Origin of the sequence: Micromonospora sp. C28SCA-DRY-2 (assembly GCF_030519475.1) — a bacterium.
Lineage (GTDB): Bacteria > Actinomycetota > Actinomycetes > Mycobacteriales > Micromonosporaceae > Micromonospora.
In genome coordinates, this window is sequence record NZ_JAUMKD010000008.1 from 215132 (window position 1) to 239531 (window position 24400).

General features: G+C 74.7%; 23 protein-coding genes and 1 pseudogene. 13 read left to right on the forward strand and 11 right to left on the reverse strand.

Going from position 1 to position 24400, the window contains the following annotated elements; translation table 11 throughout:
- Positions 1-36: 36 nt before the first annotated feature.
- A complete protein-coding gene (locus tag Q3W71_RS26920) occupies positions 37-1008 on the forward strand; it encodes a DNA polymerase domain-containing protein (RefSeq protein ID WP_302922268.1) in 972 nt (323 codons plus the stop codon).
- Positions 1009-1015: 7 nt separating this feature from the next.
- Here Q3W71_RS26920 and Q3W71_RS26925 read toward each other — a convergent pair whose 3' ends face one another.
- Positions 1016-1522: an Lrp/AsnC family transcriptional regulator gene (locus Q3W71_RS26925; RefSeq protein WP_302922269.1), complete on the reverse strand. Its 507-nt coding sequence runs from the start codon at positions 1520-1522 to the stop codon at positions 1016-1018.
- Positions 1523-1594: 72 nt separating this feature from the next.
- Between Q3W71_RS26925 and pdhA the strand changes: the two genes are divergently transcribed.
- From pdhA to Q3W71_RS26945, 4 genes are all read left to right on the forward strand, one after another.
- The gene (pdhA, locus tag Q3W71_RS26930; RefSeq protein WP_302922340.1) at positions 1595-2785 is read left to right on the forward strand and encodes a pyruvate dehydrogenase (acetyl-transferring) E1 component subunit alpha; all 1191 of its coding nucleotides are present in this window, start codon (positions 1595-1597) and stop codon (positions 2783-2785) included.
- A complete protein-coding gene (locus tag Q3W71_RS26935) occupies positions 2782-3798 on the forward strand; it encodes an alpha-ketoacid dehydrogenase subunit beta (RefSeq protein WP_302922341.1) in 1017 nt (338 codons plus the stop codon). Before pdhA ends, Q3W71_RS26935 begins: the two co-directional genes overlap by 4 nt.
- A complete protein-coding gene (locus Q3W71_RS26940) occupies positions 3795-5174 on the forward strand; it encodes a dihydrolipoamide acetyltransferase family protein (protein WP_302922270.1) in 1380 nt (459 codons plus the stop codon). The genes Q3W71_RS26935 and Q3W71_RS26940 overlap by 4 nt, the downstream gene beginning before the upstream one ends.
- Positions 5175-5319: 145 nt before the next feature.
- On the forward strand, positions 5320-6999 hold the full coding sequence (locus Q3W71_RS26945; RefSeq protein ID WP_302922271.1) for a right-handed parallel beta-helix repeat-containing protein: 1680 nt from the start codon (positions 5320-5322) through the stop codon (positions 6997-6999).
- A gap of 64 nt (positions 7000-7063) precedes the next feature.
- Here Q3W71_RS26945 and Q3W71_RS26950 read toward each other — a convergent pair whose 3' ends face one another.
- The gene (locus tag Q3W71_RS26950) at positions 7064-9151 is read right to left on the reverse strand and encodes a PQQ-dependent sugar dehydrogenase (protein WP_302922272.1); all 2088 of its coding nucleotides are present in this window, start codon (positions 9149-9151) and stop codon (positions 7064-7066) included.
- A 25-nt stretch (positions 9152-9176) separates the two neighbouring features.
- Positions 9177-10127 (reverse strand): sugar phosphate isomerase/epimerase, encoded by a 951-nt coding sequence (locus Q3W71_RS26955; protein ID WP_302922273.1) that lies wholly within the window; start codon positions 10125-10127, stop codon positions 9177-9179.
- A gap of 785 nt (positions 10128-10912) precedes the next feature.
- Between Q3W71_RS26955 and Q3W71_RS26960 the strand changes: the two genes are divergently transcribed.
- Positions 10913-12175: an Ig-like domain-containing protein gene (locus Q3W71_RS26960; protein WP_302922274.1), complete on the forward strand. Its 1263-nt coding sequence runs from the start codon at positions 10913-10915 to the stop codon at positions 12173-12175.
- A gap of 78 nt (positions 12176-12253) precedes the next feature.
- Here the strand turns inward: Q3W71_RS26960 and Q3W71_RS26965 are convergent, their stop codons facing one another.
- Positions 12254-13273, reverse strand: coding sequence for an SMP-30/gluconolactonase/LRE family protein (locus Q3W71_RS26965; RefSeq protein ID WP_302922275.1), 1020 nt, complete (start codon positions 13271-13273; stop codon positions 12254-12256).
- Between the two features lie 162 nt (positions 13274-13435).
- Here Q3W71_RS26965 and Q3W71_RS26970 point away from each other — a divergent pair, with 162 nt between their 5' ends.
- On the forward strand, positions 13436-13786 hold the full coding sequence (locus Q3W71_RS26970) for an STAS domain-containing protein (RefSeq protein ID WP_302922276.1): 351 nt from the start codon (positions 13436-13438) through the stop codon (positions 13784-13786).
- Positions 13787-13846: 60 nt separating this feature from the next.
- Here Q3W71_RS26970 and Q3W71_RS26975 read toward each other — a convergent pair whose 3' ends face one another.
- Positions 13847-14239 (reverse strand): FKBP-type peptidyl-prolyl cis-trans isomerase, encoded by a 393-nt coding sequence (locus Q3W71_RS26975; RefSeq protein ID WP_302922277.1) that lies wholly within the window; start codon positions 14237-14239, stop codon positions 13847-13849.
- Between the two features lie 183 nt (positions 14240-14422).
- Positions 14423-14980 (reverse strand): DoxX family membrane protein, encoded by a 558-nt coding sequence (locus Q3W71_RS26980; RefSeq protein ID WP_302922278.1) that lies wholly within the window; start codon positions 14978-14980, stop codon positions 14423-14425.
- A 213-nt stretch (positions 14981-15193) separates the two neighbouring features.
- Here Q3W71_RS26980 and Q3W71_RS26985 point away from each other — a divergent pair, with 213 nt between their 5' ends.
- Positions 15194-15889, forward strand: a complete 696-nt coding sequence (locus Q3W71_RS26985) for a CBS domain-containing protein (protein ID WP_302922279.1) — start codon at positions 15194-15196, stop codon at positions 15887-15889.
- A 231-nt stretch (positions 15890-16120) separates the two neighbouring features.
- Positions 16121-17005, forward strand: coding sequence for a TerC family protein (locus tag Q3W71_RS26990; RefSeq protein ID WP_302922342.1), 885 nt, complete (start codon positions 16121-16123; stop codon positions 17003-17005).
- On the opposite strand, the gene Q3W71_RS26995 is transcribed toward Q3W71_RS26990, so the two are convergent.
- Positions 17002-17745 carry a helical backbone metal receptor gene (locus tag Q3W71_RS26995; protein WP_302922280.1) on the reverse strand — a complete coding sequence of 248 codons (744 nt, stop codon included), beginning with the start codon at positions 17743-17745 and terminating at the stop codon, positions 17002-17004. The two genes, Q3W71_RS26990 and Q3W71_RS26995, sit on opposite strands and share 4 nt — an antisense overlap.
- A 156-nt stretch (positions 17746-17901) precedes the next feature.
- Here Q3W71_RS26995 and Q3W71_RS27000 point away from each other — a divergent pair, with 156 nt between their 5' ends.
- Entirely contained in the window at positions 17902-18798 is an 897-nt protein-coding gene (locus tag Q3W71_RS27000; RefSeq protein WP_302922281.1) for a phytanoyl-CoA dioxygenase family protein, read from the forward strand.
- A gap of 139 nt (positions 18799-18937) precedes the next feature.
- Here Q3W71_RS27000 and Q3W71_RS27005 read toward each other — a convergent pair whose 3' ends face one another.
- Together Q3W71_RS27005 and Q3W71_RS27010 are read right to left on the reverse strand one after the other, a co-directional pair.
- Entirely contained in the window at positions 18938-19072 is a 135-nt protein-coding gene (locus Q3W71_RS27005; protein WP_302922282.1) for a hypothetical protein, read from the reverse strand.
- 74 nt (positions 19073-19146) lie between these two features.
- Positions 19147-19599 (reverse strand): annotated as a pseudogene (locus tag Q3W71_RS27010) (GNAT family N-acetyltransferase); the annotation flags it as partial.
- Positions 19600-19757: 158 nt separating this feature from the next.
- Between Q3W71_RS27010 and Q3W71_RS27015 the strand changes: the two are divergent.
- Together Q3W71_RS27015 and Q3W71_RS27020 are read left to right on the forward strand one after the other, a co-directional pair.
- The gene (locus Q3W71_RS27015; protein WP_302922283.1) at positions 19758-20627 is read left to right on the forward strand and encodes a hypothetical protein; all 870 of its coding nucleotides are present in this window, start codon (positions 19758-19760) and stop codon (positions 20625-20627) included.
- 366 nt (positions 20628-20993) lie between these two features.
- A complete protein-coding gene (locus Q3W71_RS27020) occupies positions 20994-22271 on the forward strand; it encodes a hypothetical protein (RefSeq protein WP_302922284.1) in 1278 nt (425 codons plus the stop codon).
- A gap of 153 nt (positions 22272-22424) precedes the next feature.
- Here the strand turns inward: Q3W71_RS27020 and Q3W71_RS27025 are convergent, their stop codons facing one another.
- On the reverse strand, positions 22425-22772 hold the full coding sequence (locus tag Q3W71_RS27025) for an Lsr2 family protein (protein ID WP_302922285.1): 348 nt from the start codon (positions 22770-22772) through the stop codon (positions 22425-22427).
- Positions 22773-22909: 137 nt separating this feature from the next.
- Positions 22910-23551, reverse strand: coding sequence for a response regulator transcription factor (locus Q3W71_RS27030; RefSeq protein WP_302922286.1), 642 nt, complete (start codon positions 23549-23551; stop codon positions 22910-22912).
- A 63-nt stretch (positions 23552-23614) separates the two neighbouring features.
- Here Q3W71_RS27030 and Q3W71_RS27035 point away from each other — a divergent pair, with 63 nt between their 5' ends.
- Entirely contained in the window at positions 23615-24346 is a 732-nt protein-coding gene (locus Q3W71_RS27035) for a sensor histidine kinase KdpD (protein ID WP_302922287.1), read from the forward strand.
- Positions 24347-24400 lie beyond the last annotated feature (54 nt).

Sequence of the window (24400 nt, forward strand, 5' to 3'; positions counted from 1 at the left end):
CCCCGGCGCGGGCCGGTCGCCGCTACGGTGTGAGGCGTGGCGACGGCGGCCGAGGAGATCGAGGTGGGGGAGCGGGTCGTCCGCGTCTCCAGCCCGGACAAGCCCTACTTCCCCGAGCTCGGGCTGACCAAGCTCGACGTGGTGCGCTACTTCCTGGCCGTCGGCGACGGCATCCTGCGCGCGCTGCGCGACCGGCCGACCATGCTGGAACGGTGGCCGCGCGGCGTCTTCCCGGGCGCGAAGATCGGCACCCGGCAGGACAACCGCGGTGACGCCTTCTACCAGAAGCGGCTGCCGGCGGGCGCGCCCGACTGGGTCCGCACCGCGCACATCACCTTCCCCAGTGGCCGGACGGCCGACGAGGTGGCGCCGAGCGAGCTGGCGGTGGTGATCTGGGCGGCCAACCTCGGCACGCTGCGGTTCCACCCGTGGCCGGTCTCCGCCGCCGACGTGGAGCGCCCCGACCAGCTCCGGATCGACCTCGACCCGATGCCGGGGGTGGGCTTCGACCAGGTGGTGCCGGTGGCCCACGAGGTGCGGGCGTTCCTCGCCGAGCTGGGCCTGACCGGCTACCCGAAGACCACCGGCGGGCGCGGCCTGCACATCTACCTCTCCATCGAGCCGCGGTGGAGCTTCGGCGACTGTCGGCGGGCGGTGCTGGCGCTGGGCCGGGAGATGCAGCGCCGGCTGCCGGAGCTGGTCACCACCACCTGGTGGCGCGAACAACGGGACCGCCCGGTCTTCGTCGACTACAACCAGATGTCCCGGGACCACACCATGGCCTCGGCGTACTCCATCCGGCCCACCGCGCGGGCGCTGGTCTCCGCGCCGCTGGACTGGTCGGAGCTGGACGACGCGCGGCCGGAGGACTTCGCCGTGCCGTCGATGCCGGCCCGGTTCGCCGAGCGCGGCGACCCGCACGCCGGCCTGGACGAGCGGCGGTTCTCGCTGGAGCCGCTGCTGGAGCTGGCGGACCGGGAGGGCCTGGAGGCGCCGCCCGAGCGGTGACGCCGGCTCACACCCACGGGCTGCGCTCGCCGTCGAACTCCTCGAAGACCAGCCAGGTGCGGGTGGAGAGCACCCCGGCGATGCTCTGCACCCGGTTGAGCACCACGTCCCGCAGAGTGGCGTTGTCCGGCGCGCGGACCAGCGCCAGCACGTCGTGGTCGCCGCCGAGCAGCGCCGCGTGCTCGATGTAGCGCACCCGGGCCAGCTCCGCGGAGACCTCCCGCCAGGTGTTCTGCTCGATCTTCAGGGCGATGTACGCCGAGGTGCCCAGCCCGGCGGCCTCCGGCGCCACCCGGGCCCGGAAGCCGGTGATCACCCCGTCGCGCAGCAGCCGCTCGACCCGCGCGTACGCGTTGGTGCGCGAGACGTGCACCCGCTCGGCCAGCGTGCGCACCGAGGTGCGCCCGTCGCGGACCAGCTCGTCCAGGATCAGCCGGTCCACCTCGTCGAGCGGGCGGGCCGATCGTCCCGTTCCGGTCGTCGAGTCCACCCCTGGCCCGGATTCCTGGCTCACCGTGACGCCTCCTGCCTGCCATCCGTCCCGCAATTGGCGCGGATCTTGAGTCAATCATCCGACAGCAGGAGCATAGGCCCACCACACGTCCAGGAGGTCCCCGCCGTGACGACCACACCCCAGGCGGTCCGCAGGGCATCCACCCGCCGGTCGACCGCCCCGCCCGACCCGGCCCGTGGGCTGCTGCCGGCCGCCGAGCCGGTACGCCTGCTCGACCCGACCGGCACGCCGCTGCCCGCCCGCGCCGACTACCCCGAACCGCCGGCCGAGGCGCTGGCCGAGATGTACCGCCGGATGGTGATCGGCCGCCGGTTCGACGTCCAGGCCACCGCCCTGACCAAGCAGGGCCGGCTGGCGGTCTACCCGTCCTCCCGCGGCCAGGAGGCCTGCCAGGTCGGCGCGGTGCTGGCGCTGCGCGAGACCGACTGGGTCTTCCCGACCTACCGGGAGTCGATGGCGCTGGTCTCCCGGGGCCTCGACCCGGTCGAGGTGCTCACCCTGCTGCGCGGCGACTGGCACTGCGGGTACGACCCGGCCGCCCGGCGCACCGCGCCGCAGTGCACCCCGCTGGCCACCCAGTGCGTGCACGCCGCCGGGCTCGCCTACGGCGAGGCGTACCAGGGGCGGGACACCGTGGCGCTGGCCTTCATCGGCGACGGCGCCACCAGCGAGGGCGACTTCCACGAGGGGATCAACTTCGCCGCCGTGTTCCGGGCGCCGGTGGTCTACTTCGTACAGAACAACCGGTACGCGATCAGCGTCCCGCTGTCCCGGCAGACCGCCGCGCCGTCGCTGGCGTACAAGGGCGTCGGCTACGGGGTGCCCAGCGAGCAGGTCGACGGCAACGACCCGGTGGCCGTGCTCGCCGTGCTCACCCGCGCGGTGGCGCACGCGCGGGCCGGCAACGGGCCGTTCCTGGTCGAGGCGCACACCTACCGGATGGAGCCGCACACCAACGCCGACGACGCCACCCGCTACCGCGACGGCGCCGAGGTCGACGCCTGGCGGGACCGGGACCCGGTCGCCCGGCTGGAGACCTACCTGCGCGCGCGCGGCGTGCTGGACGAGGCGGCCGTCGCCGCGGTCGCCGCCGAGGCCGAGGAGTACGCGGCCGACCTGCGGGCCCGGATGAACGCCCAGCCGACCGTCGACCCGCTGAGCCTGTTCGACCACGTCTACGCCGAGCCGACCCCGCAACTGGTCGAGCAGCGGGAGCAGGTCCGCGCCGAACTGGCCGCGGCCGAGCAGGAAGGGGACGCCTGATGGCCACCACGATGGCGAAGGCGCTCAACGCGGCGCTCGCCGACGCGCTGGCCTCCGACGACCGGGTGGTCGTCTTCGGCGAGGACGTCGGGCAGCTCGGCGGCGTCTTCCGGATCACCGACGGGCTGCTGGCCCGGTTCGGCGACAAGCGCTGCTTCGACACCCCCCTCGCGGAGGCCGGCATCGTCGGTTTCGCGGTCGGCCTGGCCATGTCGGGGCTGCGCCCGGTGGTGGAGATGCAGTTCGACGCGTTCGCCTACCCGGCGTTCGAGCAGATCGCCTCGCACGTGGCGAAGCTGCGCAACCGGACCCGGGGCGCGCTCAGCGTGCCGATCGTCATCCGGGTGCCGTACGCCGGCGGCATCGGCGGGGTCGAGCACCACTGCGACTCCAGCGAGGCGTACTACGCGCACACGCCCGGCCTGAAGGTGGTCACCCCGGCCACCGTCGAGGACGCGTACTCGCTGCTGCGGGAGGCGATCGCCGACCCCGACCCGGTGGTTTTCATGGAGCCGAAGAAGCTCTACTTCTCCAGCGCCGAGGCGGAGCTGCCGGCGCGTACCGAGCCGTTCGGCCGGGCGGTCGTGCGCCGGCCCGGCCGCGACGCCACCCTGGTGGCGTACGGGCCGGCGGTGCCGGTCGCGCTGGAGGCCGCCGAGGCGGCCCGGGAGGAGGGCTGGGACCTGGAGGTGGTGGACGTGCGCAGCATCGTGCCGTTCGACGACGCCACGGTCACCGCCTCGGTCCGCCGCACCGGGCGCTGCGTGGTGATCCAGGAGGCGCAGGGCTTCGCCGGGGTGGGCGCCGAGATCGCCGCCCGGGTGCAGGAGCGCTGCTTCCACGCCCTGCACGCCCCGGTGCTGCGGGTCAGCGGGCTGGACATCCCGTACCCGGCGCCGATGCTGGAGCACACCCACCTGCCCGGCGTGGACCGGGTGCTGGACGCGGTGGCCCGCCTGCAGTGGGACGACCAGCCGGACCCGCGCTGGCTCGCGGAAGGCAGCGCGGCATGACCACCGTCGACGGGGCCCAGGTGTTCCTCCTGCCCGACCTGGGCGAGGGGCTGACCGAGGCGGAGATCGTCGAGTGGCGGGTCGCCGTCGGCGACACGGTCAGCGTGGACCAGACGGTGGTCGAGGTGGAGACCGCCAAGGCCGTCGTCGACGTGCCCTGCCCGTACGCCGGCCGGGTGGTGGCCCTGCACGGCGCGGCGGGTGAGGTCCGCCCGGTCGGCCAGCCGCTGATCACCATCGCCCCGCTGGACGCCGCCGCGGCGCCGGCCGGCGGCGGCGAACCCGCCGGCCACGCCACCTACCGGGAGGAGGAGCGGGCCGGCTCCGGCAACGTGCTGATCGGCTACGGCACCGGCCACGGCGGGTCCCGGCGGCGGCGCCGGCCCCGGCTCGCGGTCGCCCCGCAGCCCGTGGCCGCGCCGCCCGCCCCGGCACCCGCCACCGCTACCCCGCCGGGCGCGCCGGCCACCCTGGTCATCTCGCCGATCGTGCGCCGGCTGGCCCGCGAGCACGGCCTGGACCTGGCCACCCTGCGTGGCACCGGGCCCGGTGGGGTGGTCCGCCGGGCCGACGTCGAGGCCGCGGTGGCCGCGGCGGCGCCCGCCCGGCTGGCCGCGGTGCCGGACCGTCCCGAGCCGGCCGACCCGCCGCCGGCGCACGTCGGGCTCGGCCCGGCCGAGGCCGGCGACGTGGTCGTCCCGCTGACCGGCATCCGCAAGGCGATCGCCGACAAGCTGTCCCGCAGCCGGCGGGAGATCCCCGAGGTGACCATCTGGGTGGACGTGGACGCCACCGCCCTGCTGGAGACCCGGGCGGCGATCAACGCGGCGACCCCGGACGCGCCGGTGAGCATCCTGGCCCTGCTGGCCCGGATCTGCCTGTCCGGGCTGCGCCGCTACCCGCAGCTCAACGCCCGGGTGGACACCGAGGGGCAGCGGATCGTCCAGTCCGCCGGGGTGCACCTGGGCATCGCCGCGCAGACCGACCGGGGCCTGGTGGTGCCGGTGGTCCGCGACGCGCAGCGCCTCACCACGGCGGAACTGGCCGCCGAGCTGACCGCGACGACGGCGGCCGCCCGGGCCGGCACCCTGCCGCCGGCCCGGCTCACCGGCGGCACCTTCACCCTGAACAACTACGGGGTGTTCGGCGTCGACGGTTCCACCCCGATCATCAACCACCCGGAGGCGGCGCTGCTCGGGGTGGGACGGATCGTGGACAAGCCGTGGGTGGTCGACGGCCAGCTCGCGGTCCGGAAGGTGACCCAGCTCAGCCTCACCTTCGACCACCGGGTCTGCGACGGCGGGGTGGCCGGCGGCTTCCTGCGGCACGTCGCCGACTGCGTGGAGCGGCCGGCGCTGCTGATCGCCACCGTCTGACGCCATCGGCTGACCGGCACCGGCGGCCCCGGCCCGGGCCGGGGCCGCCGGCGGGCCGTCCAGCCGGCGGCGTGCTCGGGCCGGCGGGCGTTTCCCGGCCGGCGGACCGGGAAAGCGGGCTGCCCAGTCGCCGAGGGGAGACGACGTGGCGCACCCGGGCATGACCGTGGCTTCCGGCATCCGGCCGCATCCGGTCGCCGGGGCGCCGCTGCTCTGCGACGCCCGCGACCACGGGCTGACCGGCGACGGGGTGACCAATGACCAGCCCGCCCTCGCGGCCCTGGTCGACCTGCTCGGCGACGCGTACGAGGCGGACGGGCGGGCCCGGGTCATCCACTGCCCGCCGGGGGTCTACTCGATCCGCGACGCGGGCACCGTCTGGCGCAGCGGCGTGTCGCTGGTCGGCGCCGGACCGGGGGCGACCCGGTTCGCGCTCAGCAACGCCGGCAACCGGGCCGAGCCGGTGCCGCTGGCCTTCCACACCGCGCAGCTGCACGGCGCGGACCGGGAGCGGCACCTGGCCGACTGCACCTTCGCCGACTTCGAGATCGACGGCTCGCAGGTGGCGTCGGCGGAGTACAGCCCGCTGGCCAAGGGCCTCGGGTTGCAGTACGTGGTCCGCGGCGTCTTCCGCAACCTCTACATCCACCACACCGCGGCCACCGGGCTGGGCTGCGACTTCCTCCAGGACTGCGTGATCGACCGGGTGCTGGTGGTGGGGTGCGGACGGCAGGACAACGGCACCGAGATGGGCGGCGCCGGGATCGGGGTCGGCATCGGCGGGTGGGGCAGCATCGAGCGACTCACCATCGTCAACTGCAGCGCGGTGGCCAACGCCACCAACGGCATCTTCCTGGAACTCCAGGAGTCCGGTGGGCTGCGTCCCCGGGGCATCCGGGTGCTCGGCTGCCACACCCAGGGCAACCGCTTCGGCATCTCCGACTGGGGCGCCAACGGCCTGATCGTCACGGCCTGCACGATGACCGGCAACCTGGAGGCCGGCTTCCACGTCTCGGCGAAGGGCACCACGCACACCGCCGGGCGGGGCGGCATCCTCACCGACTGCGTGATCGACGGCAACCTGCGCGACGGGATCAGCATCGGCAACACCCCCGGGCCGTACACCATCCGGGGCAACCGGGTCAGCGGCAACGGCCGGCACGGCTACCACCAGCGCAGCCTCGGCTCGGTCGGGCAGGACAGGGCCGAGGAGATCGTCATCGAGAGCAACGACTTCTACGGCAACAGCGGCGACGCGATCCGGTTCGACCGGCCGGTCCGGGACGCGATGGTGGTGGGCAACCGGATCCGCAACAACGGCCGGCAGGTGGCGCCGGCGATGACCGGGCACGGCGACTCGGTGCGGTACAGCGAGAAGTCGGTGGTCGACCGGACCGCCACCTGGCCGAACGACGGGCACCGGGGCAAGGTGGTCCGGGTCGGCCGGGCGATCGCGGTGGTGGCGGCGAACGACGCCGATACGCTGACCCTGGCGCCGATCCGGCCCGGCGCGTTCACCGCCTGGAGCGGCGACACCCCGAAACCGGGGACACCGTACGAGCTGCCGTCCCCGCCGCCGGTGCGGGCCGGGATCACTGTCAACGCGGAGCTCACCGCGGCGACCGTGCGGGGCAACCGGATCTGGGACAACCGCGACCCGTCCACCCAGACCCACGGACTGTGGATCACCGACCAGGGCAGCTGCGTGGAGTGCCGGGTGGTGGACAACGACCTGGCCGGCAACGTCGACGCGGCCATCCGCGCGGACACCCCGCCGGACGGCGGCCGGTGGGAACGCAACTACGGCCACGACGACGAGGGGTGAGCCGTCGGTGCCGACCGGCGGCCGGCGGCGGCCCGGTGACCCGGGGCCGCCGCCGGCCCGCCCGTCAGGGTGCCGACGGGTACAGCACCACCGTGGCGGTCCCGGTCTGCGGGGGTACGCCCGGCTCGGTCGGCGCGTCGGTGTACTCGGCCACGAAGACCGCTGACAGGTTGGGCGCGCCGCTGTGCCCACCGTCGACGAAGGTGGCGATGCTGCCGGTGCAGCCCGAGGCGGTCGACAGCGGGTGCCCGTGCTCGTCGTGCCCGAGGATGTAGGTGACCCGTACCCGGGAGCAGTCCACCGGCCGGTCGTCGGTGACCTTCACCTGGAACGCGACGGTCTGCCCGAACTCGAACGGCTGGCCGGCGACCGGGGTGACGAACTCGACGATCGGCGCCCGCGGCCCGATCAGCAGCGGCAGGGTGGCCGCCGCGGACCGGCCGGTGCGGTCGGTGACCTTCAGCGTCGGCGAGTACGAGCCGTTGGTCTGGTACGTCCAGGTCGGGTTCGGCTCGGTGGAGTCGACCGAGCCGTCGGCGTCGAAGTCCCAGGCGTAGCGCAGCGGGTCACCGTCCGGGTCGACCGTACCGGCGCTGGAGAAGCTGACCGTGAGCGGCGCCTGCCCGGCGGTCGGGTCCGCGCTGATCTTCGGGATCGGGGTCCGGTTGCCCCGCACGAAGTCGATCCGGGACAGCTGGGCGTCCGGGTTCTCCGCGAAGTACCCGTCGCCGTACTCCAGCACGTAGAGCGCGCCGTCGGGGCCGAACTCCAGGTCCATCGGGTTGTCCACCACCAGCGAGGGCGCCACCGGCCGGATGTCGGCGACCTCGCCGGCCCGGTCCAGGCGGAACTCCTTGATGTAGTCCCGGGTCCACTCGTAGAACAGCGGGATGCCGTCGTAGTAGGCGGGCCACCTCACCCGGGAGGTGCTGCGCCCGTCGTAGTCGTACGCCGGGCCGGCCATCGGGCCGATCCCGCCGGTGCCGAGCTGCGGGAACTCGCCGGAGGCCGCGGACGGGTACCAGACCTGCGGCGCCTCGACCGGCGGCAGCCGGCGCTGTCCGGTGTTGTGCGGCGAGTCGTTCACCGGCCGGCGGCAGTCGAAGTACCGCCCGGGGGTGCCGGTGGCGAAGTCGTAGTCGCGGTACGGCATGGTCGGCGTGACGCAGTACGGCCAGCCGTAGTTGGCCGGCTTGTCCACCAGCATCCAGCGGCCGTGTCCGGCCGGTCCCCGCTGCGGGTTCGCCGAGCCGGCGTCGGGGGAGTAGTCGGCGAGGTAGACGTCGTCGGTACGCCGGTCGACGGCGAACCGGAACGGGTTGCGCAGCCCCATCGCGTAGATCTCGGGCCGGGTCTTCGGGGTGCCCGGCCGGAACAGGTTGCCCGGCGGGACGCGGTAGCCGCCGCCCGGCTTGACCTGGATGCGCAGCAGCTTGCCGCGCAGGTCGTTGGTGTTCGCCGAGGTGCGCTGGGCGTCGAAGGCCGGGTTCCGGTCGGCGCGCTCGTCGATCGGGGTGTAGCCGTCGGAGAAGAACGGGTTGGTGTCGTCGCCGGTGGACAGGTAGAGGTTGCCCTTGCCGTCGAAGTCGATCTGCCCGCCGACGTGGCAGCAGATGCCCCGGTCGGTGGGCACGTCGATGATCTTCTGCTCGGTACGCAGGTCGAGCGTCATCCCGTCCAGCTTGAACCGGGACAGCCGCAGCACCCCGCGGAACCGTTGCCAGTCGGCCTCGGTGCCGACCAGCGGCGCGTCCCCCTCGTTGACGTCCGGGGTCGCCGGGTCGTCGACCGGCGTGTTCCCCGGCGGGGAGTAGTACAGGTAGACCCACTTGTTGCGGGCGAAGTCCGGGTCGATGGCGATGCCCTGCAGGCCCTCCTCGTCGTGCTCGTACACCGGCACGTCGGCGGCGAGGGTGTTCAGCCCGGTGCGCGGGTCGTGGATGCGCACCTCACCGGTCCGCGAGGTGTGCAGCACCCGCAGGTCGGGCAGGACGGCGAGGCTCATCGGCTCGCCCGGGTAGTCGTTGAGCGTGACCTTCTGGAAGCTGCTGTCCGGTGGTGCGGCGGCGGGCGCGGCGGTGACCGGTGCGGCCGGCGCGGTGAGCCCGGCGGCCACCAGCACCAGGGCGGGCAGGAGTGCGGCTCTTCTCATCTGGGCGTTCCCCCGAGGTCGTGGCTCAGTAGCGGAGCGAGGCGAGGTAGGCGTAGCCGACCCGGGCGGTGTCGAGGGCGTCGGCGGGGGCGCGCGGCGGGGTGCCCGCGTCGTCGCGCTCCACGATGTACTCCTCGATCCCGGCCTCCCGGGCGTAGGCGAAGATGCGGCCGAAGTCGATCAGGCCGTCGCCGAGGTCGGCGAAGCTGGCGTTGTGGTCCATGTCCTTGACGTGCACCTGGCGGATCCGGCCCCGGTGCGCGCGGATCACGTCCACCGGGTCCCGCGCCCCGCGCCAGGTCCAGAACAGGTCGAGTTCGAAGTGGACCAGCCGGGGGTCGGTCTCGGCGGCCAGGATCTCGAACCCGGTCCGCCCGTCGGTCAGCGGTACGAACTCCAGCTGGTGGTTGTGGTAGCCGAACCGCAGCCCGGCCCGCTCGGCCATCCGCCCGGCGCGGTTCAGGTCGCGGGCCAGCGCGCGGTAGCGCTCCGGGTCCCGGATCGGCTGGCCCTCGGCGTCCAGCCCGAACCAGGGGTGGACCAGGTACCGGCAGCCCACCGTGTTGGTGTCGGCGAGCACCTGCGCCCACGCGTCCGCGTCGAACGGCTGCGGGATGCCGACGTGCCCGGAGGTGGCCCGCAGCCCGGCGTCGTCCAGGGCGGCCCGGAACTGGGCGGCCGTGCGGCCGACGTAGCCGGCGTGCTCGACCCGGCGGTAGCCGATCCGCCGCAGCGCGGCGAGCGTGCCGGGCAGGTCGGCGGCGAGCTGGTCGCGCAGGGTGTAGAGCTGGATGCTGATCCGGTCGGTCGGGACCCGGCGCCGGCCGTGCGCCGTCCCGGAGTGGGCCGCGGCGGGCGCGCCGAGCAGCCCGGCGGCGCCGACGGCGGTGGCCGAGACGGTGGCGGCGCGCAGCACCCCGCGGCGGCTGACCGGCGCCGGGCCGGGCGCCGGTGGTCGGGAGGCGAGTTCGTCCATGGTGCTGGTCCTTCCTGCCGGGCGTTGCGGGCCCGGCCGTTCGGGCCGACCGGCCGGCCACCGGGCACGCCGGACCGGCCGGGCACGGGCCCGGCGGAGCGGTCGTGGTCAGGACGCGGCGACGCCACCCGTCGAGGCGGGCGGGCCACCCGCAAGGGCGGGGCAACGGATCGACCAATGGACAAGTTTGTATCTGCTTCGCCACCGTACCCTTATCGATGAGCGAAGGCAAAGGTTCGCTGGCGCCGACGAAACTTCTGCTCGCGCCAACAAAAGCCGGCGAGGGGCGTGGCCGGGCGTCCACTCCGCACGGCCCGGCCGGACGGCCGAGGACGTGCCGGATGCGGCCCCCCGCCGCGCGAACCACGCCCGCCGCGGCCTGCGGTGGGCGGCACGAGCCGGGGCGGATCCGCGGGTCGCGCCCGGGGGAGCGCCACCCGGTGTGCGGCAGGTCGCGCCTGCTCCCGCGAGGGGAGCGCCGGCATGCCGCGGATCCAGCCTGCCTCGGGGCGGTCGGGCCGCCCGGCGCGGAACGGGCAGATCCGACGCTGGTGGCGAAGCGGGCGGCGGCATCCCGGTCAGGGCCGCAGGGGACGGCCGGGCCGCGGGCGGTCGAACGGGCGGATCCGGTGCGCCAATCGGCTCGGCGGCTAATTACCGGCCATCGAGAACATCGCGGGAAAAGTGGTCGCACACTGCTTTTCCGAATCCGTCGAAATTGCGCGGCCGGCGGGGACCGGCGGCGAGAATATGGCGAAGGGAAGTCGTAAACGGGGGGACGCATCATGGAGTTGAGGCGGCGATTGACGCTGCTGGCGGTGGGCATCGCGGCCACGCCGTTGGTCCTGGGTGGATGCACCGCCGACCGCAAGGGCGCGGAGTCGGCCAAGGGCCGTTCGGCCCCGCCGGAGGTGAGCCTGACACCCGCCGACCGGGCCCGGGACATCCCGATCAGCGCCGAGGTGGGCACCACCGTCAAGGGCGGCCGGGTCACCGCCGTGCGGATCACCGACGACAAGGGCAGGGAGGTCAAGGCCGAGCCACGGGAGGACGGCTCGGGCTGGGTGCCGAGCGCGCCGTTGGAACCGAAGCGGACCTACACCGCCGAGGTGACCGCGACCGGCGACTCCGGTGCCACCACCATCCGGAAGACCACCTTCACCACCATGCCGAAATCGTCGAAACCGGCGATCACCAGTACGTTGTATTTCGCCGGCAATCGGACGTACGGGACCGCGATGCCGGTAACCGTCGCGTTCGACCCGCCCATTCCGAAAGAGGCCAGAGCGGATGTGCAGCGGCGCCTGTTCGTGAAGACGAATCCGCCGCAGCCGGGCACCTGGTCCTGGGTGTCCGACGGTAGCCAGGTCTATTACCGGGCGCCCGATTTCTGGCGGCCGGGCACCACGATCAGCGTCCGGTCGGGGCTGGAGGGTCTGCCGATCGGCAAGGAGTACGTCGGCGACGAGGACCGGCGGGCCACCTCGAAGATCGGCCGGCAGGTGTCGCTGGAGATCGACAACGCCACCAAGCAGATGTCCGTGCACCGGGACGGCAAGCTGGTCCGCAAGATCCCGGTCAGCATGGGCAAGCCGAGCACGCCGACCTCCAGCGGCAAGATGGTGATCATGGAGAAGCACGAGTTCACCACGTTCGACACCCGGGGCTCGGCCGACCCGTACGTGGTGGACGTCGAGGACGCCCAGCGGCTCACCTGGGGTGGTGAGTTCATCCACGCGGCGCCGTGGTCGGTGGGGGACCAGGGCAACACCAACGTCTCGCACGGCTGCACCAACGTCTCCAACGAGGCGGCGGACTGGTTGATGGGCGTCACCCAGGTCGGCGACCTGGTCACCATCAAGGGCACCGAGGTCACCCTGACCGAGGGCAACGGCTGGACCGCGTGGAACGTCGGTTGGGACGAGTTCGTCAAGGGCAGCGCGCTGCCCGTGCCGGCCGGGCTGGGGCCGGCGCCGAGTCACCTGCCGCACCCGGGTGCGGTGGCCGGTGGCTCGCCGGCGCCGGTGCCGTCGGTCACCGGCGGCTGATCCAGGGGGTACGCCGACCGGCCCGCCACCGCGGCGGGCCGGTCGCGCCGTCCCGTGGCGCCGACCGGCGGCCGGGGCTCAGTCCAGCGGCACCCGGGCCACTCCGGTCGCGGTGAGACTGCCCAACCAGAGCCGGTCGCCGTGCTGCCGGACGCCGGTGACCATGTGGTAGCCGCCGCGCGGGCCGTGCAGCGTCCGCAGCACCCGCCCCGCGCCGTCGACCAGCGCGACCAGGCCGTAGCGCAGCGGCTTCGGCTGCACCGCGGCCGGCAGCACCGCGACCAACTGGCGCAGCCGCGGGTGCGGCAGCAGCCGCTCCATCGCCGCCAGCCGAGGGCTCGGCAGCGCGACCCAGTACGTGCCGTCGCCGACCCCGGTCAGGTTGTCCGGGTACGCCGGCAGGTCGGCCAGCACGGTGAGCCCGGCGTCCGGCAGGGTGAGCCGGACCAGCCGGTGGGTGGCGGTCTCCACCAACATCAGTGCCGACTCGTCCGGGGTCAGCGCGATCCCGTTGGGGAAGTAGAGCCCGTCCCGGACCACCTCGGTGCGCCCGGTGCCCGGGTGGTAGGCCAGCACCCGCCCGTTCGGCCGGTGCTCCAGCAGGTCCCGCTTCCAGTGCGAGACCGGGAAGCGGTACGACGAGTCGGTGAAGTAGACGGTGCCGTCGCGGGCGACGGCGGCGTTGTCGGCCAGGTGCGGTCGCGCCCCGGCGCCGGTCAGCTCCCGCACCGCCCCGTCCGGGGTCACCCGCAGCAGCCCCCGGTACGCGTCGCAGACCACCAGGCTGCCGTCGCGCGGGTCCAGCTCGATGCCGAGCGGCCGGCCGCCGGTCTCGGCGAGCAGCCGGGGGCCGCTGCCCGGCGGCGCGTCGACCGGCCACCACCAGATCCGGCCGTCCTCGGCCCCGCTGACCACCCGCCCGGCCGGGTCGACCAGCACGTCCTCCGGGCCGGTGGCCCCGGCGGGCAGGGGCAGCAGCTCGGCGGCGTCGAGCCGGGTGTCGGTCGGGGCCCACGGCCCGGCCAGCGGCGGCGGCACGGTGGCCGGCTCGCGGACGGGACGGATCAGCCAGGGCGCGCGCGGACGGGGGACGGCCATCCGGCCATTCTCGTCCGCCGATGCCCGCCGCGCCGCCCCCGAGCGGGCGGGAAGGTCATCCCTGAGGGGGATCCCGTGAGCCTCGGGGTCGAACCCTGGGTGTACCCGGATTCGGCCCGCGGCAGGTCGGAACTGTCAGGGGTGCCGGCTAGATTCGACGGCATGGGACAACGCGACGACCGCCTCCACGTGCAGATCAGCGCGGCTGGTCACGCGGTGGAGGTGCGGGTGACCGGCGAGATCGACATCGCCACCGTCGGCGCGTTGCGGTCCGCCCTCTGGGCCGCCCCGGCCCGGTCCGTGCTGCGGGTCGACCTGTCCGGCGTCCGGGTGCTCTCCGCCGCCGGGGTGCGTGCGCTGGTCGCCGCGCACCTGCGCGTCCGCGGCCGGGGCGGCGAGCTGGTGCTGGTCGGTCCCGACCCGACGGTCCGCCGGGTGCTGCGCGCCACCGGGCTGCACCGGGTCATCCCGATCGTCGAGGAGTGTTCCGACCGGGAGCTGGTGGCCTGCTGAGCGAGCGGCGGCCGGGGTCGGCGACGGATGTCACCGCCCCGGCCGCGTCGGCTCAGCCGGTCAGCGGACGCCGAGCAGGTCGACGACGAAGACGAGCGTCTCGCCCGGCTTGATGACCCCGCCGGCGCCCCGGTCGCCGTAGCCCAGGTGCGGCGGGATGGTCAGCCGGCGCCGGCCGCCGACCCGCATGCCGACCACGCCCTGGTCCCAGCCGGCGATGACCCGGCCACCGCCGAGCGGGAACTCGAACGCCTCCCCGCGGTTCCACGACGCGTCGAACTCGCGGCCGGTCGAGTGCGCCACCCCCACGTAGTGGACGTTGGCCAGCTGTCCCGGCCGGGCCTCCGGGCCCTCACCGACGGTGATGTCCTCGATCACGAGGTCGGCCGGCGGCGCGCCCTCGATCGGACCCACCTCGGGCTTGCCCGGGCGGTCGCCTGCTGCCTGGTTCATTCGCGGGTCTCCTGCCGTACTGGTCGTGATGTCCGGTCACCGCCGATCCTGCCGGATAGCGGCCCGCCGATGCCCGGCGGACCCGCTCGCGAGCGGCCCCACCGCACCCGCGCCGGTCCGCCGCGCGCGGATCGGCGGGCGTCACCGGTGGTGACGCCCGCCGCGGGCAGGGATCGGAATCGGTTACCGGAGCCAGCCGTACCGCTGGACGATCGGGAGCCTGGCCCACATCCGGCCGAGGCCCCAGGTGTCGCCGGCGTTGGCCAGGGCGAGCACCGCGAGCACCGCGGCGTAGACGAGGTGGTCGTCCATGAACGGGTTGTTCTCGGGGGGCAGCACGGCGGTCCACATCATGACCAGGAGCAGCCCGCCCGCCGCGGCGGCGACGCGCACCCCGATGCCGAGGATGAGCGCGGTGCCGATGGCGGCCAGCCCGATCATGAAGAGCCAGTCGGCCCAGGCGGCGCCGGCGATGCCCTGGTAGAAGTCCTGGAACGGGCCGGTGGCGCCGAAGGTGAGGAAGCCCTTGGTCGGGCTGCCCCCGTCCAGCCAGGCGTTCTTCGCCTCGGTGGCCATGCCCAGGCCGAACAGCTTGTCCAGGAAGGCCCAGAGGAAGATCCAGCCCAGCGCGAGCCGCAGGCCGGCGAGCAGGTAGCGGGTGGCCCGCTCGCGGCGGGTCTCGGTCACCGGAGCGGTGGTCTCGGCGGTGGTCCGCCTGATCGTCGCGGTCATGGTCTCCACGTCCCTTCGTGCCTCGCACCGCGCTTCCCGGTGGCATCTCCATTGGACGCCCGCCGGTGCCGGGCGGGTCAGGGCCGACCGGGCCCGAACCGCCCGGGACTTTGGACCCCGGTCGCACCGGTCCGCTCGGCCGGGTGGGTACCGGTCCGGTGACCCTGATCCGGCGCCGGCGCCGGCCGTAGCGTCGCAGGTGCCAGCGGCGAGGAGGTCGTGATGAGGACATGGCAGGTGGGCGACGTGATGACCCGGGACGTCGCGACGGTGGACGAGGAAACCCCGTACCGGGCGATCGTCGACGTGCTGGTCCGGCGCGGCATCAGCGCCGTGCCGGTGGTGGACCGCTTCCGCCGGGTGCTCGGCGTGGTGTCCGAGGCGGATCTGCTGCACAAGATCGAACGCGCCGGCCACCCGGACGAGCGGCGGGTCTTCGCCGGCCGGCGCCGGCGCAGCGCGCGGGAGAAGGCCGACGCGCTGCTGGCCCGGGACCTGATGACCGCGCCGCCGGTGACCACGTACCCGGGCGCCAGCCTGCCCGCCGCGGCCCGGCAGATGGACCGGGAGCAGGTCAAGCGGCTGCCGGTGCTGGACGACCTGGGCCGGCTGGTCGGCATCGTCACCCGGGGCGACCTGCTGCGGGTGCACCTGCGCACGGACGCCGAGATCCGCGAGGACGTCGTCCAGGAGGTGCTGCGCCGGGTGCTCGCGGTCGAGGACGGCCTGGTCACCGTGCGGGTCCGCGACGGCGAGGTGACCCTGGACGGCCGGCTCGACCGGCGTACCGCGGTCGAGCTGGCGGGGCGGCTGGCCGGCCAGGTCAGCGGCGTGGTGCGGGTGACGAACACGATCGCGTACGACGTGGACGACCACGCCCTGGTCGACGTGGACGGCCGGCCCACCCCGGTGGCCTGAGCGCGTCGCCGGGTCCCGTCCCCGCCGGGGCGGGGCCCGGCGGACTTCGCCGGACCGCCGCCGGGCGCCGGGCGGCTCGCCTAGGCTCGGTACGACGCGTCTCCGGTGCCGCCGCCGCGCGTCACGCGTGCACAGAGCCGCCGGCACGGATGCGGAGGGCGCCGGGTGGACGAGGCGACGTTCACGGCACCGCTGTGGGCCTGGCTGGCGGTCGGCGGGGTGCTCGCCGTCATGCTCGCGGTGGACATGCTCTCCCACCGCGGCGACCACGTCATCGAACTGCGCGAGGCGGTGGCCTGGAGCGCGGTCTGGATCACCGCCGGGCTCGCCTTCGGCCTGCTGATCTGGCTCTGGCGCGGCGGTGAACCGGCGCTGGCCTACTACTCGGGCTACCTGCTGGAGAAGGCGCTGTCGGTGGACAACGTCTTCGTCTTCGCGCTGCTCTTCGGCTACTTCCGGGTGCCCGCCGGCTACCAGCACAAGGCGTTGTTCTGGGGCGTGATCGGGGCGCTCGGCTTCCGGCTGGTCTTCATCTTCGCCGGCGCGGAGCTGCTGCACCGGCTGGCCTGGGTCGGGTTCGTCCTGGGCGCCTTCCTGATCTGGACCGGCTGGCGGCTCGCGGTGCGCGGCGAGCCGGACGTCGACCCGGAGCGCAACGTCGCGGTCCGGGTGTTCCGCCGGCTGGTGCCGACCGAGCCCCGCTTCCACGGCAACCGGTTCATCGTGCGGGTGCGCGGCCGGCGGCACGCCACCCTGCTGCTGGTGGCGCTGGTGGCCATCGAGGCCACCGACGTGATCTTCGCGATCGACTCGGTGGCCGCGATCCTGGCCATCACCACCAACACCTTCGTCGTCTGGACCGCCACCGCCTTCGCCGTGCTCGGCCTGCGCAGCCTCTACTTCTGCCTGGCCGGCCTGCTGCGCCACTTCGGCTACCTGCGGTACGGGCTGGCCGTGCTGCTGGCCTTCGCCGGGCTGAAGCTGATGCTGGCCGAGACCCCGGTCGGGAAACTGCCGGTCTGGATCACCCTGGCCGTGGTGGTGCTGACCCTCTCGATCTCCATCGGCTGGAGCGTGGTCACCGCCCGGCACGAGCGCCGCCACGCGGGCGGCTAGCGGGCCGCCGCTCGGCCGGGCGGGTGCGTCACCGGGCGGGCCAACTGGGCGGCCAGCACCGCGGGCGCCTCGGCCAGCGACGGGCCGTACCAGGTCAGGTGCCGCCCGGAGAGCAGGGCGCAGGGTACGCCGGGGAACGCCTCCGGCCCGTCCCGCTCGGTGAACCGGTACGGCTCGTCGGGCAGCACCACCAGGTCGAGCGGGTGCGCGCGCAGTTCGTCGAGGCCGGGGCGGGGATAGCGGTCGGCGTGCCCGGCGTAGACGTTGCGTACGCCGAGCCGGCGCAGCACGTCGCCGGCGAAGGTGTCGGAGCCGAGCACAACCCACGGTCTCCGCCAGACCGGCACCACGGCCCGGCGGACCGGGAGCGCGGGCGGCGCCGCCCAGGCCCGGCGGGCGGCACGCAGCCAGTCCGGGTCGGCCGGGGCGCCCAGCTCGGTCAGGAGCGCGGCCAGTTCGGCCAGCGCCCCGTCCACCGTGCGCGGGTAGGTGATCCGCACCGGCACCCCGGCGGCGGCCAGCGCGTCGGCGTCGGCGCGGCGGTTCTCCTCGACGTTGAGCAGCACCACGTCCGGCCGCAGGGCGAGCACCCGGTCCAGGTCCGGGTACTTGCTGCCGCCGACCCGGGCCACGTCCAGCCCGGCCGGGTGGGTGCACCAGTCGGTGGCGCCGACCAGCAGCCCGGGCAGGGTACGGGCCACCGCCTCGGTCAGCGACGGCACCAGCGACACCACCCGCATCCGGCGTACCTCCTCGTGCGCAGGTCGTGCCGATCATGCCCGACCCGCCGGCCCGGCCCCGCACCGGTCCGGGTGGCCCGGGCACCCTGCGGCGGCGCCCTTGCCAGCGCTCTACAACGTTGGAATACTCGCGTCGACCCCACCAGGAGGTTCCCGATGAGGCCCCACTCCGGTCCACCCGCGCCGCGCGCCGGGCAGTCCGACACCCGCGTCGCGTCGCGCGGCACCGACCGGTTCGGCGACGACGAGGTGCCCGTCGAGGCGCTCGGCGACCTCTACCGTGACGGCATCACGGCGTGCCCGGGCGCGTTCTCCGTCGACTGGGTGGACCGGGTCGGGGAGGACATCGACGCGGCCTTCCGCGAGGCGCGCTCCCGGCCGGACGGGGCGGTCGGGCGGGGCCCGGAGCGCTGGTACGTCGAGATCCACCCGGAACAGCTGCGCGGCTTCGTCGACCTGGTCACCCACCCCTGGGTGGTGGCGGTCTGCCGGGCGGTCCTCGGCCCCGACTACGAGATCGTCGAGCTGGGCTTCGACATCCCGTTCCCGGGTGCGGCCATGCAGCCGTGGCACCGCGACTTCCCGATGCCGGAGGACACCCGCCGCCAGCGCCGGCTGACCTCGCTCGCGTTCAACCTGACCACCGTGGACACGGTGGAGGAGATGGGCCCGTTCGAGATCGCCCCGGGCACCCAGTGGGACGACGGCCGGGACTTCGACCACGAGATGTTCCCGCCCAAGGAGCGCTACCCGCGCTACGAGCGGCGTGCGGTGCGCAAGTACCCGCGGCGGGGCGACATCTCCGCGCGGTCCGCGCTCACCATCCACCGCGGCACCCCGAACGTGTCGTCGCTGGCCCGTCCGGTGCTGGTGCTCGGCGTGGACGCCCCCGGCGCCGGCAACGCCGGCCACCACGACATGGCGGTCACCAGGGGCTACTGGGAGAGCCTGCCCGAGTCGGTCCGCGCCCACCTGCCGTGCCCGGTGGTGGACGCGCTGGTGCCCATCCGGCAGAAGCACACCATCGAGGGCCTGGTGATGGGCGCCGAATGAGCCGGCCGGACGGCCCCCGGCCGGCCACCCGCACCGCGAGGCGGCCCGGCTGAACCCCGGCGAGGACGGGCACTGGCGGCCGCCGCGTCCCCGCCGGCCCGCCGGTGCGGTCGCCGGCGGACCGGGTCGCCGCGGCGGCTCAGCCGGTCCGGCCGGCCGCCGGCCCGACGCGGTCGCGGTCGGCGCGCCACTGCTCGCGGGTGAGGGCGTACTCGACCTCGCCGTGCTCGGAGCCGGTAATCGCCTCCGGCCAGTCGCCGTGGTACGTGCGCACGTGCCGCAGGCCCACCTTTCCATCACCCGGCGCGAGGCCGAGTTGACCGCCATGGTGTTCGCGGTGATCCGCCGCACGCCCAGCTCGGTGAAGCCCTTCTCGATCAGGGCCCGGCAGCCCTCGGTGGCCCGGCCGCCACCCCACGCCGAGCGGCGCAGCCGGTAGCCGAGTTCCACCTCGCCGACGTCGCCGTCGCGGGTCGGGCGGAACTCGAACCAGCCCAGGAACTCGCCGCCGGCCCGGTCCACGGCCGCCCAGAAGCCGAGGCCCGGCGGTCGCCGGTAGAGCGCGAGGATCGCCGGCAGGGTCCGGTCGCGGATCACCTCCGGCGCAGCGGGGCGCCCGCCGGTCAGGTAGCGCATCACCTCGGCGTCGCTGTCCAGGTCGACCAGCAGGTCCGCGTCGGTCTCGGTGAACTCGCGCAGCACCAGCCGTTCGGTGGTGAGGAATACGGTCACCGGCCCATCCCAGCCCGGCCACCCCCGCGGCTCAACCGGTTTTGCCCGACCGCCCGCGGTGCCCGGCACCGGGTCGCCGACCCGCCGGTGCGCGGCGGCCCGCCGGGCTCGTCCCGGTCGACGGGTGCGCCGCGCCGGCCCGGGCGGGTCGGCCGCACCGACGAGGCGGCGACCATGATCGACCGCCTAGACTCGGGCCGGCCCACGGACGACGGATGGATCAGGCGATGACGAGCACCGGTAGTGACCACGCCTCCTGGCTGCGCGCGATCCCGACCGACGACGGCCGCGCCCCGGTGCTGACCCGGGGTGGGCAGGTGGTGCACGCCGACCGGCGGATGGGCGACCTGGTGCAGCGCCGCCCGCCGGGGATCACCGGCCACCAGTGGAGCACGGCCATCCGGGCGGGCCTCGACTTCGTGGTCTGCGCCGGCGACAGCGGCCGGCCGCTGTTCGCCGTCGAGATCGGCCCGGCCGCGCCGGCCGGCTCCGCGGCCCAGCGCGCCGAACGGATGAAGAACGCGGTCGGCGCGGCCGTCGGCCTGGAGGTGCTGCGGATCGAGTCGCCGACGCTGCGGGCCGCCGAGCACGGCCGGCGGATCGTGGCGTACGTGATCGACGCGCGCGGGTACGCCGAGGGCGGCGAGCCGGGGGAGGCCGGGATCGGCTTCCGGGACATCCTCGGCCGGCTGCCGGACGGCCGTACCGGGCCCGTCAACGATCTCGGCGCGCTGGCCCGGGCGGCGGCCGTGGAGGCGTACGTGGCGCGCCGGCTGGCCGACCCGATCGTACGGGGGCTGCACGTGACCTGGAAGGACGGGCCGGCCGAGGGCTGGAGCTGGGTCGAGGTGCGCCCCGGCGCCTGCCTGGTGGAGCGGGTGTCGGTCTGGGAGCACCGGTTCTCGTGCGGCGTGGACGCCGCCCGGCTCGCCGAGGACCTGGCGGCGGTCGCCGTCGGGGAGCGGTTGACCGCTCTGGACGCCGATCCGCCGGCCCTGGTCTCCCGGGACGAGTTGCGCGCCGAGATCCGCGGGCTGCGGGCGCGGCGCGACGAACTGGCGAACGGCTTCGCCTTCGACCATCTCTGCGTGGACTGATTCCCCTTTCCGCCCCGGCACGGCCGGTCGCCGTTCCGGCGCGGACCGCCTCGTTGCCGCCCGGGCGCCGAGCGCGCCCATGCCGTTCGGGCGCCGACCGGGTCCCGGTGCGGCCGTCGTGACCGGCCGCGAATTTTTGTCCGATCCGCATTGAACCGTGGCGGCTGCCGCTTCGTACTCCTGCGGGAATGGACAGGATCTCCCCATCCGCGTCACGGGACGCGGGAGACGGTGCGGAAAGGGCATCGTCGGTCGTCGACATGCCACCGGTCCGCCCGGACGGTTTCCGTCGGGGCGTGCCACCTCAATTCCGTCGGTCCGCCGAGGTCACGAATCAAGTACCGGATCGAGAAGGAGTGCAATTCGATGCGCAGGTCCACACGGGCGCGCCGGTCATCCGGTAACGCGCGGAGCAAGCGTCTGCTGGCCGTCGTCGGCACGCTCGCGGTCTTCGGTGGCGTCGTCGCCGTGACCCAGATCTCGTCGGCCGAGGACCGGCGGTCGAACCGCACCCGGCCGGCGGCCGCGGCCTGCGTGGCGCCCAGTCCCGGCGCGACCGCGCCGAGCGGGCGGGACGGCACCACGCGTACCTGGCAGAACGGCCGGTGGGTGCGCAACCACTGGGGCGACGGCCAGCAGACGGTCGAGGAGTGCCAGGAGGTCCGCGAGGGCGAGGCGCCCAACGGCGGTTCCGCGATCGCCTGCCCGGACGTGGCCGGGCAGCTGCCCGAGGTGCCCCGCCGGGCCCGGGCCGAGGTGGAGCGCAACCTGAACCTGCTGCAGACCCAGATCGCCGAGGCCGACCGCCGGCTCGCCGCCGAGGGCGACAAGGGCGAGGCCTTCATCCGCAACTCGATCCTGCAACCGCTGGCCGGCAAGCGGCGGGCGACGCTGGACCGGATCACCACGGCGATCGACCGGTTCGGCCCGCGCCCGCAGGGGCTGCGCCAGCTCGCCGAGTGCCAGGTGCAGCCGACCGGCGGCAACACCGGTGGCGGCAACAACGGCGGAGGCAACACCGGCGGCGGCAACAACGGTGGCAACACCGGCGGGAACAACGGTGGCAACAACGGTGGCAACAACGGCGGTCCGGGCGCCGGGCTCGGCGTGCTGGCCAACGACTGCGACGAGAGCCAGCTGCAGCCACACGACGGCTTCCAGAACGGCAACCGCTGCGTGAGCACCGCGTTCGGCGAGGTCGGGGCCGCGGCGAACAACCCGTCACTGCTGATCACCGACTTCCCCGAGCAGGTGGGCGCCAACCAGCCGTTCACCCTGCGGGTCTCCACCCGGAACCTGGTCCGGGACCGCTTCCTCGCCGCCGGCCAGGGCGGCTACTACGTGGAGAGCTCGCTGCTCAACGAGCAGGGGCTGGTCCGCGGCCACTTCCACACCGCCTGCCGGATGCTGGACAGCCTCGACCAGCCGCCGGCGCCCCAGGAGGTGCCCGCGTTCTTCGTCGCCACCGAGGACAGCCGCGGCGGCGCCGAGCCGGACGAGGTGACCATCCAGATCCCGGGGCTGCCCGAGTCGGGCATCGCCCAGTGCGCGGTCTGGGCCGGTGACGGTTCGCACCGGATCCCGATGATGGAGCGGGCCAACCAGACCCCGGCCTTCGACGCGGTGCGCATCGAGGTCAACTGAGCCGACCGCGGCGGGGCGGCGCGAGGGCGTACGCCCCCGCGCCGCCCCGGCGCGGTGGTCCGGGGGTGGTGCGCCCACCGCCCGCCACAGCGAACGGCGGGGCCGGGCTGCCCGCCAGCCCGACCCCGCCCGCGGGACCGCGTCCCGCCCGGCTCACCGGTTCTTGTACGCCTCGACGACCTCGACCGGGATCCGGCCCCGCTCGGAAATCTGGAAACCGTTCTTGGCGGCCCATTCCCGGATGGCGCGATTCTGCTCGCGATCCATTCCCGCGCCGCCGGTTCCGCCCGCCCGCCGGGGTGCCCGGCCGGTGTCGGGGGTGCCCCGGCCGATCCGCCGGCCGGCGGTGAGGTACGGGTCCAGCGCCTTACGGAGGACTCCCGCGTTCTCGTCGGAGAGGTCGATGGTGTACGCCACGCCGTCGAGACCGAACTCGACCGTCCGGTCGGCCTTTCCGCCGTCCAGATCGTCGGTCAGCACCGTGATTACTTTTCTTGCCATCGCCCATTACTCCCTGTGTGCGGCGGGGTGTGGTCAAAGTTTGACCCATCCCGCGGCACACCCGCAACAATTCCGCTGTTTTCATTTCGGCGGGTCGTTTCGCTGTGCAAATGGCGGCGGCCGGGAAAGCGGTTCGTTCACCCGTTGAGCAGACCGGCGTGGCCGGCCAGCGCGGCGGCCTCCGCGCGGCTGGACACCCGGAGTTTGCGCAGCAGCGCCGCCGTCATCCGCTTGACCGTCCGTTCCGAGACGTGCAGCTGGTCGGCGATCTCCAGCGTGTTCCGGCCGGCGGCGATCGCCTGGAGCAGCCGGCGCTCCTCGGGGTCCAGGTCGACCGGGGCGGCCCGGGACGGCCGCAGCAGCGCCCGCAGCAGCTCGGCCGGCAGCACCGCCCACCCGTCGAGGATGGCCAGCAGCGGCGGCAGCAGCTCCTCGGGCTCGGCGGTCTTGGGCAGGAAGCCCTCGGCGCCGGCGCGCAGCGCGTCCAGCGCGGGCTCCGGCTCGTCCCCGCCGGACATCGCCACCACCCGCACCCGGGGGCTGGTCCGGCGGATCGCGGCCACCGCCCGGATCCCGCCCGGTGGGGGCATGTGCAGGTCGACCAGGGCCAGGTCGGGCAGGCACCGGCTGACCAGCGAGGCCGCCGAGGCCGCGTCGCCGGTGGAACCCACCACCTCGGCCCGCTTGCCGGTGGCGGCCGGCAGCAGCAGCTCCAGCCCTCGGACGAAGAGCGGGTGGTCGTCGACCACGGCCAGCCGGAGGGTGGGGGAGTTCGGCATGTCTGGTCCCTTCCCCAGCGGGTACCGATCATGCGGCGCGGCCGGACGAGGGGGAGGCGGACGATGCGCGGACGGCACGGTTTCCAGGGATTGCTGCGCGGGTTCCGGCGGGGCGGGGCCGGCCGGCCCGCGGCGCCCGCGCCCGGCGACCCGGAGCTGCTGCTCCGGGTGCTCTGCCACGAGTTCCGCACCCCGGTCAGCAGTCTCACCTCGCTGACCCGGGCGCTCGCCGACGGCGGTCGCGAGCTGAGCGGCGACGACCGGCGGGCGATCAGCGAACTCGCCCGGGACCAGGCCGTCCATCTGCAGGACCTGCTGCGGGACGCGGCGGCCAGCACCGGCGCCCTGGCGCTCGCCGCGCAGCCCGAGCCGGCGACCGTGCCGCTGGCGGAGGTCCTGCGCGGGGTCGCCGCCCTGGTGCCCCGGCACCGGCGCCGGGTGCGGGTCACCCGGCGCGCCGCCGACTGCCCGGTGCCCGCCAGCCGGACCCGGCAGGTGCTGGTCAACCTGGTGCAGAACGCGCTGCGGCACGGGCCGGCGGAGGGGCGGATCGGCATCTACGCCTCGGTGCGCCGGGCCGGGCTGAGCATCCTGGTCACCGACGAGGGGCGGGTGGACGACGCGTTGCTGGCGGCGCTGCGCCGGCCCACGCCGGCCACCGGGATGTCCGGCCTGGGGCTGTGGATCGTCCGGCGGCTGCTGGCCGCCGACGGCGGCACGGTGCGGGCGCACCGGCTGCGTCCGCGCGGGGTGGCGCTGGAGGTGTTGCTGCCGGGGGGCGCCGCGACGACCTGACCCGGCGGGGCCACCGGTTGGCCCGGGCGGGTCAGCGCGGCGGGAACTGTCCTC

Coding starts and splice junctions, on each gene's coding strand:
- Q3W71_RS26940 (WP_302922270.1), top strand. CDS start 3,795: ATGACCACCGTCGACGGGGCCCAGGTGTTCCTCCTGCCCGACCTGGGC.
- Q3W71_RS26950 (WP_302922272.1), bottom strand. CDS start 9,151: ATGAGAAGAGCCGCACTCCTGCCCGCCCTGGTGCTGGTGGCCGCCGGG.
- Q3W71_RS26955 (WP_302922273.1), bottom strand. CDS start 10,127: ATGGACGAACTCGCCTCCCGACCACCGGCGCCCGGCCCGGCGCCGGTC.
- Q3W71_RS26960 (WP_302922274.1), top strand. CDS start 10,913: ATGGAGTTGAGGCGGCGATTGACGCTGCTGGCGGTGGGCATCGCGGCC.
- Q3W71_RS26965 (WP_302922275.1), bottom strand. CDS start 13,273: ATGGCCGTCCCCCGTCCGCGCGCGCCCTGGCTGATCCGTCCCGTCCGC.
- Q3W71_RS26970 (WP_302922276.1), top strand. CDS start 13,436: ATGGGACAACGCGACGACCGCCTCCACGTGCAGATCAGCGCGGCTGGT.
- Q3W71_RS26975 (WP_302922277.1), bottom strand. CDS start 14,239: ATGAACCAGGCAGCAGGCGACCGCCCGGGCAAGCCCGAGGTGGGTCCG.
- Q3W71_RS26985 (WP_302922279.1), top strand. CDS start 15,194: ATGAGGACATGGCAGGTGGGCGACGTGATGACCCGGGACGTCGCGACG.
- Q3W71_RS26990 (WP_302922342.1), top strand. CDS start 16,121: ATGCTCGCGGTGGACATGCTCTCCCACCGCGGCGACCACGTCATCGAA.
- Q3W71_RS26995 (WP_302922280.1), bottom strand. CDS start 17,745: ATGCGGGTGGTGTCGCTGGTGCCGTCGCTGACCGAGGCGGTGGCCCGT.
- Q3W71_RS27000 (WP_302922281.1), top strand. CDS start 17,902: ATGAGGCCCCACTCCGGTCCACCCGCGCCGCGCGCCGGGCAGTCCGAC.
- Q3W71_RS27015 (WP_302922283.1), top strand. CDS start 19,758: ATGACGAGCACCGGTAGTGACCACGCCTCCTGGCTGCGCGCGATCCCG.
- Q3W71_RS27020 (WP_302922284.1), top strand. CDS start 20,994: ATGCGCAGGTCCACACGGGCGCGCCGGTCATCCGGTAACGCGCGGAGC.
- Q3W71_RS27025 (WP_302922285.1), bottom strand. CDS start 22,772: ATGGCAAGAAAAGTAATCACGGTGCTGACCGACGATCTGGACGGCGGA.
- Q3W71_RS27030 (WP_302922286.1), bottom strand. CDS start 23,551: ATGCCGAACTCCCCCACCCTCCGGCTGGCCGTGGTCGACGACCACCCG.
- Q3W71_RS27035 (WP_302922287.1), top strand. CDS start 23,615: ATGCGCGGACGGCACGGTTTCCAGGGATTGCTGCGCGGGTTCCGGCGG.